The sequence below is a fragment of the Ilumatobacter sp. genome (assembly GCF_965215205.1).
GTDB lineage: Bacteria > Actinomycetota > Acidimicrobiia > Acidimicrobiales > Ilumatobacteraceae > Ilumatobacter_A.
This window is the reverse complement of record NZ_OZ244049.1, coordinates 3266627-3282933: the sequence shown is the minus strand read 5'-3', so window position 1 is coordinate 3282933 and position 16307 is coordinate 3266627. Positions and strand designations below refer to the sequence as shown.

The following is a 16307-nucleotide window of genomic DNA, read 5'->3' as shown; positions in this document are numbered from 1 at the left end:
ATGATCCAGCAGGAATCGCGACTGCGCGTCGCGGACAACAGCGGAGCCAAGGAAGTGCTGTGCATCAAGGTGCTCGGTGGCACGCGCCGCCGCTACGCCTCGATCGGCGACATCTTCGTGGCGACCGTCAAGGACGCCATGCCCGGCGCAGGCGTCAAGAAGGGCGAGGTCGTCAAGTGCGTCGTCGTCCGCACCAAGAAGGAGAAGCGCCGCCCCGACGGCAGCTACATCCGCTTCGACGAGAACGCGGCCGTCCTGATCAAGGACGACCTGACCCCGCGAGGCACGCGCATCTTCGGCCCGGTCGGGCGCGAGCTGCGCGACCGGCGCTTCATGCGCATCGTCTCGCTCGCACCGGAGGTGCTGTGACCATGAAGTTGCGCAAGGGCGACACCGTGGAGGTCATCACGGGCAAGGACAAGGGCCGCCAGGGCGAGATCGAGCACGTGTACCCGAAGACGGGCAAGATCGTCGTGCAGGGGATCAACACCGCCTCGAAGCACTCGAAGCCCAGCCGTGCCAACGAGCAGGGCGGCATCATCGACAAGGACATGCCGATGGACGCGAGCAACGTGATGCTCGTGCACAAGGGATCCAAGGTCCGCGTCGGCTACAAGGTCGCGGACGACGGCACGAAGGTGCGCGTCGCCCGCCCGTCCGGTGAGGAGATCTGATGGCAGACACCGCAACCCTCCCGCGCCTCAAGGCGCGCTACAACGACCAGATCGCGACGAAGCTCCGCGACGAGCTGACGATCGAGAACGTGATGCAGGTGCCGCGGCTCGAGAAGATCGTGATCAACATGGGGATGGGCCGCGCGGCGTCGCAGCCCTCGCTGATGGACGCGGCGATCGAGGACCTCACGGTCATCTCGGGTCAGAAGCCGATCGTGACCAAGGCGAACAAGTCGATCGCCAACTTCAAGCTGCGCGAGGGCCAGGCGATCGGCGCCAAGGTGACCCTGCGCGGCGACCGGATGTGGGAGTTCCTCGACCGCCTGATCTCGGTCGCGATCCCCCGGATCCGTGACTTCCGCGGCCTCCCCGCGCACTCGTGGGACGGGCAGGGCAACTACACCTTCGGTCTCAACGAGCAGACGATGTTCGCCGAGATCGACCCCGACAAGGTGGACCACCCCCGGGGGATGGACATCACCATCGTGACGACCGCGATCTCCGACGAGGGTGGCTACGCGCTCCTCGACGCGTTCGGCTTCCCCTTCAAGAAGGGCGACGACGCCGCGAACGCACCGCGCAAGAAGCGTCGCAAGCGCCCCCAGTACGGCAAGAAGAGCAAGTGACCCGGGCCCGGAACGAGCAAGTGAGCTGACATGGCGAAGAAAGCACTCATCAACAAGGCCAACAAGAAGCCGAAGTTCAAGGTGCGCGCGTACACGCGCTGCCGGCGCTGCGGCCGTCCCCGCTCCGTGTACCGCAAGTTCGGCCTGTGCCGTCTCTGCCTGCGCGAGCTCGCTCACGCCGGCGAGATCCCCGGACTGACCAAGAGCTCGTGGTGAGCGGAAAGGAATCGATCCACCATGCTGACTGATCCCATCGCCGACATGCTCACGCGCGTCCGCAACGCCAACACCGCGATGCACGACGAGGTGCGCATGCCGTCCTCCAAGCAGAAGGTCGCCCTCGCCGAGGTCCTCCAGGCCGAGGGGTACATCTCCGGCTTCGACACGGCCGACTCGACCACCGGCCCCGGCCAGGTGCTGACCATCCAGATGAAGTACTCCGACGAGCGCGACCGCACGATCAGCGGGCTGCGGCGCATCTCCACGCCGGGGCTGCGGGTGTACCGCAAGTCGAACGCGATCCCACGCGTCCTCGGCGGCCTCGGCGTCGCCGTCCTGTCCACCTCGAACGGTCTCATGACCGACCGCGAAGCGCGCAAGCGCAAGGTCGGCGGCGAGATCCTCTGCTACGTCTGGTGATCTGATGTCCCGTATCGGCAAGTCCCCCATCACCGTCCCCTCGGGCGTCGACGTGAAGGTCGACGGCCGGCGCGTGTCGGTCACCGGCCCGAAGGGCACCCTCGAGCGTGCGATCCCGGGCAACATCGGGATCTCCCAGGAGGGCGACACCCTGACGGTGACCCGTCCCGACGAGCAGAACGAGACCAAGGCGCTGCACGGGCTGACCCGGAGCCTGGTGAACAACATGGTCCTCGGCGTCACGCAGGGCTTCCGCAAGGAGCTCGAGATCCACGGCGTCGGCTACCGCGCCGAGCAGCAGGGCCCGAACAAGCTGCGGATGAACCTGGGTTTCAGCCACACCATCGACGTGCAGGCCCCCGAGGGCATCGTGTTCGAGGTGCCCCAGCAGACGTCGGTCATCGTGACCGGCATCGACAACGAGGTGGTCGGGCAGGTCGCCGCCAACATCCGCAGCCTCCGCAAGCCCGAGCCCTACAAGGGCAAGGGAGTCCGCTACGCCGGGGAGCGCATCGTGCGCAAGGCCGGCAAGGCAGGGAAGAAGTAACGATGACCAAGATCGCACGAGCACGACGCGAGGGCCGCATCCGACGCCACCGCCGCGTGCGCAAGAAGATCCACGGGACCGCGGCGCGCCCGCGCCTCGCGGTGTTCCGCTCGAACAAGCACCTCTCGGTGCAGGTGATCGACGACGACGCCGGGCAGACCCTGGCGGCCGCGTCGACCACCGAAGCCGACCTGCGCTCGTCGTCGGGCGCCAGCGTCGACGCCGCCTCGACGGTCGGACGACTCGTCGCCGAGCGGGCCAACGCCGCCGGCATCACCTCGGTCGTGTTCGACCGTGGTGGCTTCGCCTACCACGGACGCATCGCGGCCGTGGCGTCTGCTGCACGTGACGCAGGACTGGAGTTCTGATGGGTTTCGGAGGAAACAACCGTGGAGGCCGCGACGGAGGTCGCGAGCGCGCTCCCGATCCCGACGGCCTGCGCGAGTCGCGGGTCATCACGATCAACCGCGTCGCCAAGGTCGTCAAGGGCGGTCGCCGCTTCTCGTTCACGGCGCTCGTCGTGATCGGCGACGGCAACGGCCGTGTCGGCCTCGGCTACGGCAAGGCCAAGGAGGTGCCCCTGGCGATCCAGAAGGGGACCGAGGAGGCGCGCCGCAACCTGTTCACCGTGCCGATGGCCAGCGGCACCATCATCCACGAGGTGCTCGGCCGCACCGGCGGCGGGCGCGTGCTGATCAAGCCCGCGGCCTCCGGTACCGGCGTCATCGCGGGCGGAGCCGCCCGCGTCATCCTCGAGGAGGCCGGCGTCCACGACGTGCTCTGCAAGTCGCTGGGCTCGGCGAACCACATCAACGTGGCGCGTGCGACCATCCAGGGGCTCAAGCAGCTGCAGCGTCCCGACGACGTCGCGAAGCGACGCGGCCTGCACGCCGACGAGTTCGTGCCCAGGGGCCTGCTCGACGCGTACAACGAGTCCAACAAGGACCGCTCGGGCGTGACCACGTCACGCACCGCCGGCGAGTCCGACGGCGACACCTCCGACGTCCCCGAGGCCGTCGCCGGGACCGGGGTGAAGTGATGGCCGAGATCCACGTGACCCAGACGCGCTCCGCGATCGGCACCAAGCCCAAGCACCGCGGCACCCTGCGGGCGCTCGGGCTCGGGCGGATCGGGCAGACGAACACCCTGCCCGACCGCCCCGAGATCCGCGGGATGATCGCCCGCGTTCCGCACCTGATCGCGATCGGAGCGGACGGTCCCCAGGGCAGCGACAAGGCCAACGAGTCCGGTGAGGCCGTCGACGAGGCGGTCGAGGCCGTCGTCGACGAGGCCGCCACCGAGCAGGCCGACGAGGTCGTCGCCTTCGCGGGCGACGACGGCGTCGGCGACGACGAGGAGGAGTGACATGAAGGTCCACGATCTGAAGCCCGCGGAGGGCTCCACCCGATCCCGCAAGCGCGTCGGGCGCGGCATCGGCGGCAAGGGCGGCAAGACCGCCGGCCGCGGCACGAAGGGCCAGCGTGCCCGCAACACGGTGCGTCGGGGCTTCGAGGGCGGTCAGATGCCGCTCAAGCAGCGGGTGCCGAAGCTGAAGGGCTTCAACAACCCGTTCCGCGTCGAGTACCAGGCGATCAACCTGCACACCCTGGCCGATCTGGCCGAGCGCGTGGACGGGGCGATCACCCCCGAGGTGCTCGCCGAGCACGGGCTGGTCCGCAAGGGCTCGTTCGTCAAGATCCTGGCCCGTGGCGAGGTGTCGAGCGCGCTCGAGGTCAGCGCGCACGCCGCGTCGAGGTCGGCCGTGGAGGCGATCGAGGCCGCCGGCGGTTCGATCACGATGATCACCCTCCCGTTCAGGGAGGAGGGCCGCGCCGGCCGTCCTGCGGCGCAGGGCAACCAGTTCATGAACCGCTGACGTCCCGCGGGTCCGCCCGCTCGAGGTCGCCGCAGGACCCGCACGGCTCGTCCGTGCGGGTCCTGCGCGTCCGGGACGGCTCCGGGTGCCGCCCGCTCGGTGGTAGCATCTTGAACTCAGTCGTCCGGGCGCCGATGATCCCAGCATGGTCACCGAACATCCCACGGTCGCGCCGTCGACCATCGCCCGAGCCCGAGAGGGGGATCGCGACGCGCTGGCGGAGATCTGGCGGACGTACAACCCCCAGGTCCTGCGCTTCCTGCGAGGGCTGCGGTGCGGCGAGCCCGACGACGTCGCGAGCCAGGTGTGGGTGGACGTGGCTCGCTCGCTCGATCGGTTCTCGGGCGACGGCACGGGCCTGCAACGGTGGATCTTCGCGATCGCGCACCGCCGCAACATCGACGCCGGACGGGGTGCCGCACGTCGCGAGCGGGTCCGGGCCGCCGTCGAGGCACACGAGCGAGCCGACGACCAGGTCCCCCCGGACGAGCGGGCGCTGTCGTTGGACGCCGCGCTGACGATGCTCGCCGACCTCCCCACCGACATGGCCGAGGCGGTGATGCTCCGGGTGGTGTGGGACCTGTCGGTTCCCGAGGTGGCCGAGATCACGGGGAAGTCCGAGGGCAACGTGCGGGTGCTCGCGCATCGTGGCGTCGCGCGCCTGCGCGACGCGCTGGCCACGGCCGATCCGGCCCCCGGCCCCTCCTCGGGCCGTGCGTCGGAGGGTGCCCGGGGCACCACCGCGGACACGAACGGCGCCGTGTGAACCCGAGCCGGGGACGGCACCCCACCTCGGCGTGACGGGGGGCATCGACGAAGATCCGAGCGCGCTGTAACGCGGAGGGGCCCGGCGTCGTTGATGTGGTCGTGGCGGAGAGCGGGAACGAGATCGACCCGATCGTCGAGGCGCTGAGGCGTCCGGCGGTCCCGGAGGAGCTGGCGCACGAGGCGCGGGTCGTGCAGGCGATGGTCGACGGCTCGTCGGCGTCGAACGTGGTGCCGCTGCGGCGGCGGTTCGCGGGTCGGCCGGCGCGCGTGGCGACGCTCATCGCAGCCGGGGTCATCGGCTTCGGCGGCGTCGCGGCGGCCGGACCCGGTGGAGTCGACATCGCGGACCTCGTCTTCGGGTCCTCCGACGACACGGTCACGACCGACGTCCCCGGCACCGAGGTCCCCACCTCGGACGTCCCGACGAGCGATGTGACCACGAGCAGCGTCCCCGGCACCGAGGTCCCGACCTCGGACGTCGGCCCGACCGACGTGACCACCACCACCGTCTCGGAGACGACGACCAGCGGGCCCACGACGTCCACGACCGTCGACCGCGACGACGACGGCGTCGATCTCGTCGACGATCCCGACACCGCCTTCGACGAGCGTGGGTGCGCGGACGGGAACCACGGTCGGACGGTGAGCTCGGTCGCCCGGATGCCGGGGCGCACGGCGCAGGACGTGGAGGACGCGGCGAGGTCGTCGTGCGGCGCGAGCGCCGACGGCGAGCACGACGACGATGGCGCCGACGACGCCTCGGACAGCGAGGCGAAGGCCGCGGAGAAGCAGGCTCGTGACGAGGCGAAGGCCGCGGAGAAGCAGGCTCGTGACGAGGCGAAGGCCGCGGAGAAGCAGGCTCGTGACGAGGCGAAGGCCGCGGAGAAGCAGGCGAAGGCAGCGGGGAAGACGGCCGCGGCCGACGGATCTGGCGGGGCGACGAGCGGCGGCTCGTCGGACGGTGGCGGGAACCCGGGCGGCGGCAAGGGTGGCGGGAACCAGGGCGGCGGACAGGGTGGCGGGAACCCGGGCGGCGGACAGGGTGGCGGGAACCAGGGCGGCGGAAAGGGTGGCGGGAACGGCAAGGGCGGGGGGTGAGCGGGCAGCGCGCTGCTCGAGCCCCCTCCACCGGCCACGCGCCCGGTCCGCTGCGGCGGGCCGGGCGTTCGCCGTCCACGGGCTCCGTCCGGGCGGCGTCGACCCCCCGCTCGCTCCCCGGCGATCCGGGTGACCCGGTGGTAGCCTCCCCGCCTGACTCGCGCCCCCGTGCTCGCGACGACCGACCCCGCCCCGGCCACCGCCAAGGACACCGATGCTCTCCAACCTGCTGAACATCTTCAAGATCAGCGATCTGCGCAACAAGTTGCTGTTCGTGGTCGCGATGGTGGCGGTGTACCGACTCGGCGTCGCGATCCGGGTCCCCGGCGTCGACCCGATCGCGATCGAGCAGCTGCGGTCGTCGGCGAGCGAGCAGGGTGCGCTCGGGTTCCTCAACCTCTTCTCCGGCGGGGCGTTCGAGTCGTTCTCGATCTTCGCGCTCGGGATCATGCCGTACATCACGGCGAGCATCATCATGCAGGTGCTCGGTGTGGTCATCCCGAAGCTCGAGCAGCTGCAGCAGGAGGGCGCCGTCGGGCAGCGCAAGATCACCCAGTACACCCGCTACGTCACCATCGGTCTGGCGACGCTGCAGGCCACCGGCCTGGTGTTCATCTTCGGCACCGGCCAGGGCCAGGCGTTCTTCACCCAGGGCCCGCCGACCAACGTGCCCCTGCTGCGCGACGGCATCTGGCCGCGCGGCTACCTGATCATCCCGACCCTCGTCGCGGGCACCGCGGTGCTGATGTGGCTCGGCGAGATGATCTCCCAGCGCGGCATCGGCAACGGCATGTCGATGGTCATCTTCGCGTCGGTGGTGGCCTCGCTGCCGGGGGGGTTCCTCGGGATCCTCCAGCTCAAGGGGGTGTTCTGGTTCGCGGCGATGGTGATCCTGACCATCGGCATCGTGATCGCGGTGGTGTTCGTCGAACTCGGGCAGAGACGGATCCCCGTCCAGTTCGCGAAGCGCGTGGTCGGCCGGCGGATGATGGGCGGTCAGAACACCTACATCCCGCTCAAGGTCAACCAGTCCGGGGTCATCCCGATCATCTTCGCGAGCTCGATCCTGCTGCTCCCGGTGATCCTGTCGAACGTCCTCGGCGGCGCGAGCCCCGAGAGCTGGCGGGGGCAGATCCAGGACTTCGTGACGCGCTACATCGTCAACCCCCAGAACCTCGTCTACGTGACGATCTTCGCGCTGATGATCATCGCCTTCGCGTACTTCTACAACTCGATCGCGTTCGACCCCGTCCGCCAGGCGGACCAGCTCCGCAAGCAGGGCGGGTTCATCCCCGGTGTGCGCCCGGGTCCGCAGACCGAGCGCTACCTCGGCAAGGCGGTCAACCGGATCACCCTGCCCGGAGCCGTGTTCATCGCGGTGATCGCCGTCCTGCCGTACCTGCTGCTGATCGCCGCCGACGTCAACTCGTTCGGCTTCGCCGGGACGAGCGTGCTCATCTCGGTGGGCGTGGCGCTCGAGCTGATGCGTCAGATCGACAGCCAGCTGACGTTGCGGAACTACGAAGGCTTCCTGAAGTAGGTCGCGGGCATGATCCCGGGCGCTCGCCTCATCATCCTCGGCCGTCAGGGTGCCGGCAAGGGCACGCAGTGCGTGCGCCTCAGCCGGCACTTCGTCGTCCCCCACATCTCGACCGGTGACATGCTGCGCGCCGCGGTGCGCGAGGGCTCGGACCTCGGGGTGAAGGCCAAGGAGGTCATGGACGCCGGCGGCCTCGTGTCGGACGACATCATGATCGGGATCGTGCGCGACCGCCTCAAGGCCCCCGACGCCGACACCCGGGGCTACATCCTGGACGGCTTCCCGCGCACGATCGACCAGGCGAGCGCGCTCGACGACATCACCGACGAGATCGGCAAGTCGATCGACGTGGTCCTCGACCTGAACGTCCCGCGCGAGATCGTCCTCGAGCGGATCTCGTCGCGGCGCGTCTGCCGCGACTGCGGCACCAACTACACCTCGACGGGTGACGACCCGACGCCGTGGATCTGCGACGTGTGCGGTGGCGACGTGATGCAGCGCGACGACGACACCCCCGAGTCGGTGAACCGGCGCCTGGACCTCTACGAGGAGCAGACCTTCCCGCTGATCAAGCACTACGGCGACCAGGGGCGACTCGCCGTGGTCAACGGCGTGGGCCACCCCGACGCGGTGTTCGAGCGGCTGGTCAAGGCCGTCGAGCACAGCCGCCGCTGAGGCCCGTGCGGACCCGCCGACGCCGTAGGCTCGCACGCTGATGTACGGATCGCTGCCGTCGACGGTGCCCGCCACCGCGATCCTCGTCTTCGACGGCCATTGAGGCTTCTGCACGAGGTCGGCCAGGTGGCTCGACCGTCTCGATCGGCACCACCGGGTGGAGATCGTCGCCGCCCAGGTGCCCGGTGTCCACGACCGGACCGGTCTCACCGTGGAGCAGACGCAGCGCTCGGCGTGGACCGTCGGTGGTGGCGGCGGCGGCTCCACCGGACCGGGCGGCGTCGCCGCAGGAGGGCCGCGGGCGGTCGCGCTGATGCTCGCGGTGGCCTGGAACACGGGAGCGCCGCTGCTCGTGTGGCGGATCCCCGGCGCGGGGTGGCTGCTGGACCGGCTGTACGAGGTGATCGCGGCGAACCGGAGCCGCCTGCCGGGAGACACCCCGTGGTGCGCCGCTCACCCGGGCGGGTGCGAGCCGGTGGGGTGACGTGACGCATGCGCTCCGGTCCGCTGCGGGGGGCAGGTGTGCCCTCCGTCATACTTGGTCGGTGGTGAACCCGGACGCACCTGCGCCGCGTCGACGCGGTCGGCCGCCCCACACGAAGTCGTCCGAGACGCGCGAGGCGATCCTCGACGGCGCACGCCAGCTCTTCGGGGAGCGGGGCTACGCCGCCGTCACCAACAAGGACCTCGCGGCCGCCGCCGGGATCACCACCGGAGCGCTGTACCACTACGTCGAATCCAAGCTCGACCTCTACCTGCTCGTGCACTCCGACATGCAGCAGCGGATCTACCGCCGCTTCCAGGTCGCCGAGGCCTCGCAGAGCACGTTCCTCGCCAAGCTGCAGGCCGTCCTCGACGCGACCCACGAGATGAACGAGCGCGATCCCAGCCTGGCGCGCTTCGTCGGCGTCGTGCGCTCCGACCTGCGGCGGCACCCCGAGGTCCGCGAGCGCCTGGAGCGGGCGGATGCGGCCCGCGAGCAGTTCTTCGTCGACATCGTCGAGTGCGGGGTCGCGACCGGTGAGGTCGACCCCGACGACGTCGGTCTGCTCGAGGAGTTCATCCGCCTGGTGCTCGTCGGGCTGACCGAGGGGACCTCGGAGTCGGCGCAGCGCCAGCGACGTGCGATCGACAGCGTCATGGCGCTGATGCGCGGGACCCTCGTCGACCCCGATCCCTCGGGCGCGCGCCCGCCTCGCCACCACCGCGACGGAGCCGCCGACGACCCCGAGGAGCCCTCCCGCCCACGGTGACGGCCGGCGGGGCCGCCGCGCGTGGAGTCGCGGGGATCGAGCGTTAGCATTGCTCGCCGGTCTGTTCGCAGGCCGCGACGGCTGTCGTCGTCGGAACCGCCCGCCACCCGGTCGGCCGTGCACCCCGCGGACCGATCCGAACCAGTCACCACGTCCCATCGGTGAGGAGAGAGCCCTGCCAAAGCCAAAGGAAGATGCGATCGTCCTCGAGGGGAAGATCCTCGAGTCGTTGCCGAACGCGATGTTCAAGGTCGAGCTCGACAACGGTCACGAGGTGCTCGCGCACATCTCCGGGAAGATGCGCATGCACTACATCCGCATCCTGCCAGGCGACAAGGTCCAGGTGGAGCTCACCCCGTACGACCTCACCCGCGGTCGCATCACGTACCGCTACAAGTGAACGAGTAGAGACCACATGAAAGTCCGACCCAGCGTCAAGCCGATGTGCGACAACTGCAAGGTGATCCGTCGCCATCGCCGCATCATGGTCATCTGCACGAACCCCCGGCACAAGCAGCGCCAGGGCTGACGAGAGAGCCCACGAGGAGCACACGAAATGGCACGCATCGCCGGCGTCGACATCCCCCGCGAGAAGCGGTTGGAGATCTCGCTCACCTACATCTTCGGCGTCGGGCTCGCCACGTCGCAGAAGATCTGCGACGAGCTCGAGCTCGAGCGCGACACGAAGGTCTCGAACCTCACCGAGGACGAGGTCAACCGCATCCGGTCCTACGTGGACCAGAACCTGATCATCGAGGGCGACCTGCGCCGCAACGTGCAGGGCGACATCAAGCGCAAGATCGAGATCGGCTCGCTGCAGGGCGTCCGCCATCGCAAGGGCCTGCCGGTCCGCGGTCAGCGCACCCACACCAACGCCCGCACCCGCAAGGGCCCGAAGCGGACGGTGGCGAACAAGAAGAAGGCAGTCCGCAAGTGAACGAGGGAACCCGGTAATGGCCAAGCCCACAGCAGCACGTCGCCCGCGCAAGCGCGACCGCAAGAACGTCACGACCGGTGTGATCCACATCAAGTCGTCGTTCAACAACACGATCGTGTCGATCACCGATCCCCAGGGCAACGTGATCGCATGGGCGAGCTCCGGCGTCGCCGGGTACAAGGGAAGCCGCAAGAGCACGCCCTTCGCCGCCCAGCTCGCCGCCGAGAAGGCCGCGCGCGCCGCGCAGGAGCACGGCCTGCGCCGCGCCGAGGTCCAGGTCAAGGGCCCCGGCTCGGGCCGCGACGCCGCGGTGCGCAGCATCCAGAGCACCGGCATCGAGGTCGTCTCGATCAAGGACGTCACCCCCGTCCCGCACAACGGCTGCCGCCCGCCCAAGCGCCGGCGCGGATGAGAGAGGTCTGAACGATGGCTCGCTACACCGGACCCAAGCTGCGCGTCTCGCGCCGGCTCTCCACCAACATCTTCGAGAACGAGAAGGGGCGCAAGGTCCTCGAGCGCCGTCCGTTCCCGCCCGGCGCGCACGGCCGCACGCGCCGGCGCAACTCGGGCAGCGAGTACCTCGCGCAGCTGCAGGAGAAGCAGAAGGCGAAGTACATCTACGGCGTCCTCGAGCGCCAGTTCAAGAAGACCTACGACGAGGCCGTGCGCCTCGACGGCCCGTCGGGTGAGAACCTGCTGCGGCTGCTCGAGCAGCGCCTGGACAACGTCGTCTACCGCGCCGGCTGGGCCTCGACGCGCCCCCAGGCTCGCCAGCTCGTGAACCACGGCCTGATCCAGGTCAACGGCAAGCGGCTCGACATCCCGAGCTACACGTCGCGCAAGGGCGACGTCGTGTCGCTGTCGGCGAAGGCCGCCAAGATGATCGTCGTCCAGCACAACATCGACACCCTCGACCGCTCCCTCGTGGGCTGGCTCGAGCAGGGTGACGGCGGCAAGCAGGTCACGGTGCGCAGCCTCCCCGAGCGCGACCACATCGACATCCCGGTGCGCGAGTCGCTCATCGTCGAGCTGTACTCGAAGTAGGCGCTCGGACCCGGGGCGCGGCGCGCGCGCCCGACCCCGTCCCGCCGCAGAACACGACCACGAACACACGCACCACCTCGAAAGGCCCCGGAACCAATGCTCGTCATGCAGCGTCCCACCATCGAAGCCCTCGGCGAGGAGTCCGACAACCGCCAGCGGTTCGCGGTCGGACCGCTGGAGCCCGGCTTCGGCCACACCCTCGGCAACTCGCTCCGCCGCACCCTGCTGTCGTCGATCCCCGGTGCCGCGATCACGATCGTCCGCTTCGACGACTCGCTCCACGAGTTCGACACCATCGCCGGCGTCACCGAGGACGTCACCGACATCATCTTGAACCTCAAGGACGTCGTCGTGACCTCGGTCGCCGAGGAGGCGGTCACCGCTCGCCTCGACGTGCGCGGCCCCGCCGAGGTGACCGCCGCCGACATCGAGTGCCCGGCCGACGTCGAGGTGCTCGACGGAGGTCTGCACATCGCGACCCTCAACTCCAAGGCGCGCCTGGCGATCGACCTGACCATCGAGCAGGGCCGCGGCTACCTGTCGAGCAAGCGCGAGGACGACAGCCGCACGATCGGGATGATCCCGATCGACGCGATCTTCAGCCCCATCCGGCGCGTGTCGTTCGACGTGGAGCCCACCCGAGTCGAGCAGGCGACGAACTACGACCGGCTCGTGCTCGAGATCCAGACCGACGGCTCGATCAGCCCCTCCGACGCCCTCGCCTCGGCCGGCGCGACGCTGCAGGCGTTGACCGAGCTGGTCGCGACGATGTCGGACGAGCCGCAGGGCCTCGAGCTCGGCGAGGTCGTCGACGTCGCCGTCTCCTCGCCCGACCTCGACCTGCCGATCGAGGACCTCGACCTGTCCGAGCGCCCGAACAACTGCCTCAAGCGGGCCCAGGTCAACACGGTGGGCGAGCTGCTCACCAAGACCGAGGACGACCTGCTCAACATCACCAACTTCGGCCAGAAGAGCCTCGACGAAGTGAAGGCCAAGCTCGACGAGCGCGGCTTGACGCTGCGCGGCTGAGCCGTCGGATCGACGAAGAAGGAACACGATCATGCCCACTCCCCGCCGCTCCCGCCGCTTCGGTAGCTCAGCGTCGCACCAGAAGCTGATGATGGCGAACCTCGCCGCGTCGCTGTTCGCCGCCGAGGCGATCACCACGTCGGAAGCCAAGGCGAAGCACCTCCGCCCGATCGCGGAGAAGCTGATCACCAAGGCGAAGAAGGCCCAGGAGGAGGGTCCGATGCAGGTCCACCGGATCCGTCAGATCCAGGGCTTCCTCGGAGACCGCGAGATGACCTACAAGCTCGTGCACGACGTCGCCCCCCGCTACATGGAGCGCAACGGCGGCTACACCCGCATCCTCAAGCTCGGGACGCGCTCGGGAGACAACGCCGAGATGGCGCGCATCGAGCTGGTCTGAGCGGCACGACCGGCGCCGACGTCGTGGTGGGGCCCCCGGGTTCGGATCCGTCCGACCCGGGGGCCCCGTCGCGTCACGACCTCGACGCGCGTGGCGGTCCCGACGGGCGGCGCAACCTGCGGCTGCTGGTGTCGTACGACGGCACCGACTTCCACGGGCTCGCCGAGTCGGCCGGGGTGGTGACCGTGATGGGCGAGCTGCGTCGGACCCTCGAGCAGGTGGTGCGCGCCGAGCTCGACCTGACGGCCGCCGGGCGCACCGACGCCGGCGTCCACGCGTGGGGCCAGGTGGTCACCGGCCGGTTCCCGGCCGGGGTCGATCCCGAGCGCCTGGCCCGTTCGGTCAACGCCATGCGCCGACCCGCGATCGCGGTGCGCGAGGCGCGGTGGGTGGACGACGACTACGACGCGCGCTTCTCCGCGACGTCGCGCTCCTACCGGTACCACGTGTGGAGCGCCCGGCACCCGAACCCGCTCCTCGCCCGCTCGAGCTGGCACGTGCCCGATCGGCTCGACCTCGACGCGATGAACGCCGGTGCCGCCCTGCTGCTCGGCGAGCACGACTTCTCCAGCTTCTGTCGTCGGGTGAAGGTGCGCGACGAGCGCCCCGAGCCGTCGCTGGTGCGGATCCTGCGCCACGCCGAGTGGAGCCGCCAGGCCGGCGCCGGCGCGGTCGAGCCGGGCGGGCACGAGGCGGGGTCGGTGCTGCGCTTCGACGTCGCGGCCACGAGCTTCTGCCACCAGATGGTGCGCAGCATCGTCGGCACCCTCGTCGAGGTGGGCCGTGGACGCCGGTCGCCCGAGTCGGTCGCGACGGCGCTCGAGCGGCGAGACCGTGCCGCAGCCGGTCCGGTCGCGCCGCCGACGGGACTGGTCCTGTGGCACGTCGACGACCGGGGCACGCGCTGGGACGCGTGACCGCGCCGGCACGCCGAGGATCGATCGCTCAGCTCTCGACGGGGGCGGGGCGGCCCACGTCGATCCGGGGCAGCATCGCCACGAGGTCGTCCGCCGGGACGGCCGGGGAGTAGAGCCATCCCTGGAACGCCCGGCACCCGAGCGCGGCCAGGCGATCACGCTGGTAGGGCTGCTCGACGCCCTCCGCGACGCAGGCGAGCGAGAGGCTGTCGCTGAGCCCGAGGATGGCGGTGGTCAGGTTGGTGGCCGCCGGGTCGACGTCGATCCCGGCCACGAAGCGGCGGTCGATCTTGACCCCGTCGACCGGGAGCTCGAGCAGGTGCGAGAGGCTCGAGTACCCGGTGCCGAAGTCGTCGATCGCCACGTGGGTCCCGGCTCGACGCAGCTCGTGCATGTTGTCGAGCGAGCTCACCCCGGGGGCGAGCAGATCGGTCTCGGTCAGCTCGACGACGATCTGACCGGGGTCGGCGCCGGCACCGGCGCAGAGCCGCAGGAAGCTCGACGCGAAGTCGGGCTGGGCGATGACCTTCGGATCGACGTTCAGGTGGACCTCGACGTCGGGATGACCCTCGTCCGCGAGCCGACGGGCGAAGGCGACGGCCGCGGAGAACACGTGCTCGTCGACCTGCTCGGCGAGCCCGGCCATCTGGGCGAGAGGGAGGATCTGGTCGACTCCGAGGACCCCGCGCACCGGGTGCACCCAGCGCACGAGCGCCTCGACCGCGTCGATGCGCCCGGAAGCGGAGACGATCGGTTGGAAGAACGGACAGATCTGACCCGCGTGGAGGGCGGCCTTGAGCTCGTCGAGGTGCTGGCGGCGGCTGCGCAGCGACGGCGACGCACCCCCGGCCGTGCGCCCGGTGTTGCGCTTGACCCGCATCAGCTCGTTGCTCGCGTTGGCCAGGAGGTTGTCGAGCGCCTGGGGGAGGGGCTCGAAGGCGATGGCGGTGCGCAGGGCGATCTTGATCTCCTGCACGCCGATCGACACGGGCCGCTCGACGTCGCGTCGGATCCGCTCGACGAGCTTCTCGATCGAGCTCGGGTCCGCCGAGCGGACGGCGAGGACGAACTCGTCGCCACCGAAGCGCGCCACGATGAGATCCGGCCACCGGATCTCGTCGATGCGCTGCGCGATCGCGGAGAGCACCTCGTCGCCGCTGTCCTCGCCGTAGAGCTCGTTGATCGCCCGGAACGCGACGACGTCGACGATCATCAGGCCGAGACCGCCGCCCTGCTCGACGAGGTCGGCCGCGGCGCGCAGGAAGCCGTCGCGGTTGAGCAGGCCGGTCCGGCTGTCGTGCTCGGCGAGGAAGTCGACGCGGCGCTGCGCGTCGTGGAGAGCCGTCGCGACGTGCCCCGACACGACGAAGCCGCCGACGGTCGGTTCGGTGGTGAGGTTGGTGACGGTGAACTCGCAGGTGACGTGGTCGTCGTCGTCGGAGCGCCGGTCGTGGCGATCGTCGCGGAACCGGGCGCTCACCTCGATCGTGTCGCCGGTGGTCGTCGCCGCGACCGTCTCGCGCACCTGGGGGCGGTCGCTGTGGTGCACGAAGTCGATGAACGGCTCGCCGATGATCAGCTCGGGGTCGTAGCCGAGGACCCGGGTCACGGCCCCGTTGATCGATCGCAACCGCCCGTCCGGCTCGACGAGGGCGATCATCCCGTGCATCGTCGCCATCACGGTCCGCATGACCTCGGCGTCACCGCTCCCGACGTCGAAGCGATGGCGGCCGGCGATGTCGCGGACCACGATCACGATGCGCTCGTGGCCGCCGAGCGCGGCGAAGCGGCCGTGGACCTCGACCGTCCTCCACCGATCCTCGGACGTGCGAATCCTGACGGAGAGCAGCTCACCGACGTCCTTGCCGGCCACCGTGCCCATCGACGAGAGCACGAGCGCGAGGTCGTCGGGGTGGACCAGGTCGAGCACCGATCGACCCACCAGCTCGCTGCGCTCCCACCCGACGATCGTCGTCACCTCGGACGTCACGTCGCAGAGGATCCCGTCGGGTTGGATGACGAGCACCGGATCCGGGAGGGCGTCGAGGACGAGCTCGGGGCGCGGACCCGCCGACGGCGAGTCGAGCATCACGGCGAACCCCGGCGCATCGCTCCACCGATCGTCCCGCTGATCACTGTCAGTCATGGGAGAACCACCGATCATAGGCAAATCGGCAACGTTTCGTGGCCAGATGTGCATCGAGGGTGGCGGTTCTCGGGGCCCGCCCCTTCGGGAGCGGCTCACGGCGCGCCAGCACGCCGCCGCACGGCGGCGTTGGTGCCG

At 70.1% G+C, this 16307-nt stretch carries 23 protein-coding genes and 2 pseudogenes; 24 read left to right on the top strand and 1 reads right to left on the bottom strand.

The window, feature by feature from the left end:
• The 24 genes and pseudogenes from rplN to truA all read left to right on the top strand — a co-directional run bounded on the left by rplN (position 1) and on the right by truA (position 14023).
• Positions 1 to 369, top strand: a complete 369-nt coding sequence (rplN, locus tag ACOOHC_RS15295; protein WP_420451265.1) for a 50S ribosomal protein L14 — start codon at positions 1 to 3, stop codon at positions 367 to 369.
• A gap of 2 nt (positions 370 to 371) precedes the next feature.
• A complete protein-coding gene (rplX, locus tag ACOOHC_RS15290) occupies positions 372 to 674 on the top strand; it encodes a 50S ribosomal protein L24 (protein WP_420451264.1) in 303 nt (100 codons plus the stop codon).
• Positions 674 to 1300, top strand: a complete 627-nt coding sequence (gene rplE, locus ACOOHC_RS15285; RefSeq protein WP_420451263.1) for a 50S ribosomal protein L5 — start codon at positions 674 to 676, stop codon at positions 1298 to 1300. Before rplX ends, rplE begins: the two co-directional genes overlap by 1 nt.
• A 30-nt stretch (positions 1301 to 1330) precedes the next feature.
• Positions 1331 to 1516, top strand: coding sequence for a type Z 30S ribosomal protein S14 (locus ACOOHC_RS15280; protein ID WP_420451262.1), 186 nt, complete (start codon positions 1331 to 1333; stop codon positions 1514 to 1516).
• A 21-nt stretch (positions 1517 to 1537) separates the two neighbouring features.
• The gene (gene rpsH, locus ACOOHC_RS15275) at positions 1538 to 1939 is read left to right on the top strand and encodes a 30S ribosomal protein S8 (RefSeq protein ID WP_420451261.1); all 402 of its coding nucleotides are present in this window, start codon (positions 1538 to 1540) and stop codon (positions 1937 to 1939) included.
• Between the two features lie 4 nt (positions 1940 to 1943).
• Positions 1944 to 2486 (top strand): 50S ribosomal protein L6, encoded by a 543-nt coding sequence (gene rplF / locus ACOOHC_RS15270; RefSeq protein WP_420451260.1) that lies wholly within the window; start codon positions 1944 to 1946, stop codon positions 2484 to 2486.
• Between the two features lie 2 nt (positions 2487 to 2488).
• On the top strand, positions 2489 to 2854 hold the full coding sequence (rplR, locus tag ACOOHC_RS15265) for a 50S ribosomal protein L18 (RefSeq protein WP_420451259.1): 366 nt from the start codon (positions 2489 to 2491) through the stop codon (positions 2852 to 2854).
• Entirely contained in the window at positions 2854 to 3525 is a 672-nt protein-coding gene (gene rpsE / locus ACOOHC_RS15260) for a 30S ribosomal protein S5 (RefSeq protein WP_420451258.1), read from the top strand. Before rplR ends, rpsE begins: the two co-directional genes overlap by 1 nt.
• Positions 3525 to 3851, top strand: a complete 327-nt coding sequence (rpmD, locus tag ACOOHC_RS15255) for a 50S ribosomal protein L30 (RefSeq protein ID WP_420451257.1) — start codon at positions 3525 to 3527, stop codon at positions 3849 to 3851. The genes rpsE and rpmD overlap by 1 nt, the downstream gene beginning before the upstream one ends.
• Before the next feature lies 1 nt (position 3852).
• Positions 3853 to 4362 carry a 50S ribosomal protein L15 gene (rplO, locus tag ACOOHC_RS15250; protein ID WP_420451256.1) on the top strand — a complete coding sequence of 170 codons (510 nt, stop codon included), beginning with the start codon at positions 3853 to 3855 and terminating at the stop codon, positions 4360 to 4362.
• 145 nt (positions 4363 to 4507) lie between these two features.
• Complete coding sequence (locus ACOOHC_RS15245; RefSeq protein ID WP_420451255.1) at positions 4508 to 5128, top strand: RNA polymerase sigma factor; 621 nt, start codon at positions 4508 to 4510, stop codon at positions 5126 to 5128.
• A gap of 101 nt (positions 5129 to 5229) precedes the next feature.
• Entirely contained in the window at positions 5230 to 6228 is a 999-nt protein-coding gene (locus ACOOHC_RS15240) for a hypothetical protein (RefSeq protein WP_420451254.1), read from the top strand.
• Between the two features lie 214 nt (positions 6229 to 6442).
• The gene (gene secY, locus ACOOHC_RS15235; RefSeq protein WP_420451253.1) at positions 6443 to 7768 is read left to right on the top strand and encodes a preprotein translocase subunit SecY; all 1326 of its coding nucleotides are present in this window, start codon (positions 6443 to 6445) and stop codon (positions 7766 to 7768) included.
• 9 nt (positions 7769 to 7777) lie between these two features.
• Positions 7778 to 8443, top strand: coding sequence for an adenylate kinase (locus ACOOHC_RS15230; RefSeq protein WP_420451252.1), 666 nt, complete (start codon positions 7778 to 7780; stop codon positions 8441 to 8443).
• Between the two features lie 118 nt (positions 8444 to 8561).
• Positions 8562 to 8927: pseudogene (locus ACOOHC_RS15225) on the top strand (DUF393 domain-containing protein); the annotation flags it as partial.
• 61 nt (positions 8928 to 8988) lie between these two features.
• Positions 8989 to 9696: a TetR/AcrR family transcriptional regulator gene (locus ACOOHC_RS15220; RefSeq protein WP_420451251.1), complete on the top strand. Its 708-nt coding sequence runs from the start codon at positions 8989 to 8991 to the stop codon at positions 9694 to 9696.
• A 175-nt stretch (positions 9697 to 9871) separates the two neighbouring features.
• Positions 9872 to 10096, top strand: a complete 225-nt coding sequence (gene infA / locus ACOOHC_RS15215; protein ID WP_040493585.1) for a translation initiation factor IF-1 — start codon at positions 9872 to 9874, stop codon at positions 10094 to 10096.
• A gap of 15 nt (positions 10097 to 10111) precedes the next feature.
• Positions 10112 to 10225, top strand: coding sequence for a 50S ribosomal protein L36 (gene rpmJ / locus ACOOHC_RS15210; protein WP_015440432.1), 114 nt, complete (start codon positions 10112 to 10114; stop codon positions 10223 to 10225).
• Between the two features lie 27 nt (positions 10226 to 10252).
• A complete protein-coding gene (rpsM, locus tag ACOOHC_RS15205; protein WP_420451250.1) occupies positions 10253 to 10633 on the top strand; it encodes a 30S ribosomal protein S13 in 381 nt (126 codons plus the stop codon).
• Between the two features lie 16 nt (positions 10634 to 10649).
• Positions 10650 to 11045 (top strand): 30S ribosomal protein S11, encoded by a 396-nt coding sequence (rpsK, locus tag ACOOHC_RS15200; protein WP_420451249.1) that lies wholly within the window; start codon positions 10650 to 10652, stop codon positions 11043 to 11045.
• 14 nt (positions 11046 to 11059) lie between these two features.
• Positions 11060 to 11677, top strand: a complete 618-nt coding sequence (gene rpsD, locus ACOOHC_RS15195) for a 30S ribosomal protein S4 (RefSeq protein ID WP_420451248.1) — start codon at positions 11060 to 11062, stop codon at positions 11675 to 11677.
• A gap of 105 nt (positions 11678 to 11782) precedes the next feature.
• Entirely contained in the window at positions 11783 to 12706 is a 924-nt protein-coding gene (locus ACOOHC_RS15190; protein WP_420451247.1) for a DNA-directed RNA polymerase subunit alpha, read from the top strand.
• 31 nt (positions 12707 to 12737) lie between these two features.
• A pseudogene (rplQ, locus tag ACOOHC_RS15185) lies at positions 12738 to 13103 on the top strand (50S ribosomal protein L17); the annotation flags it as partial.
• Between the two features lie 26 nt (positions 13104 to 13129).
• Positions 13130 to 14023 (top strand): tRNA pseudouridine(38-40) synthase TruA, encoded by an 894-nt coding sequence (truA, locus tag ACOOHC_RS15180; RefSeq protein WP_420451246.1) that lies wholly within the window; start codon positions 13130 to 13132, stop codon positions 14021 to 14023.
• A gap of 28 nt (positions 14024 to 14051) precedes the next feature.
• On the opposite strand, the gene ACOOHC_RS15175 is transcribed toward truA, so the two are convergent.
• Entirely contained in the window at positions 14052 to 16169 is a 2118-nt protein-coding gene (locus ACOOHC_RS15175) for a putative bifunctional diguanylate cyclase/phosphodiesterase (protein ID WP_420451245.1), read from the bottom strand.
• Positions 16170 to 16307 lie beyond the last annotated feature (138 nt).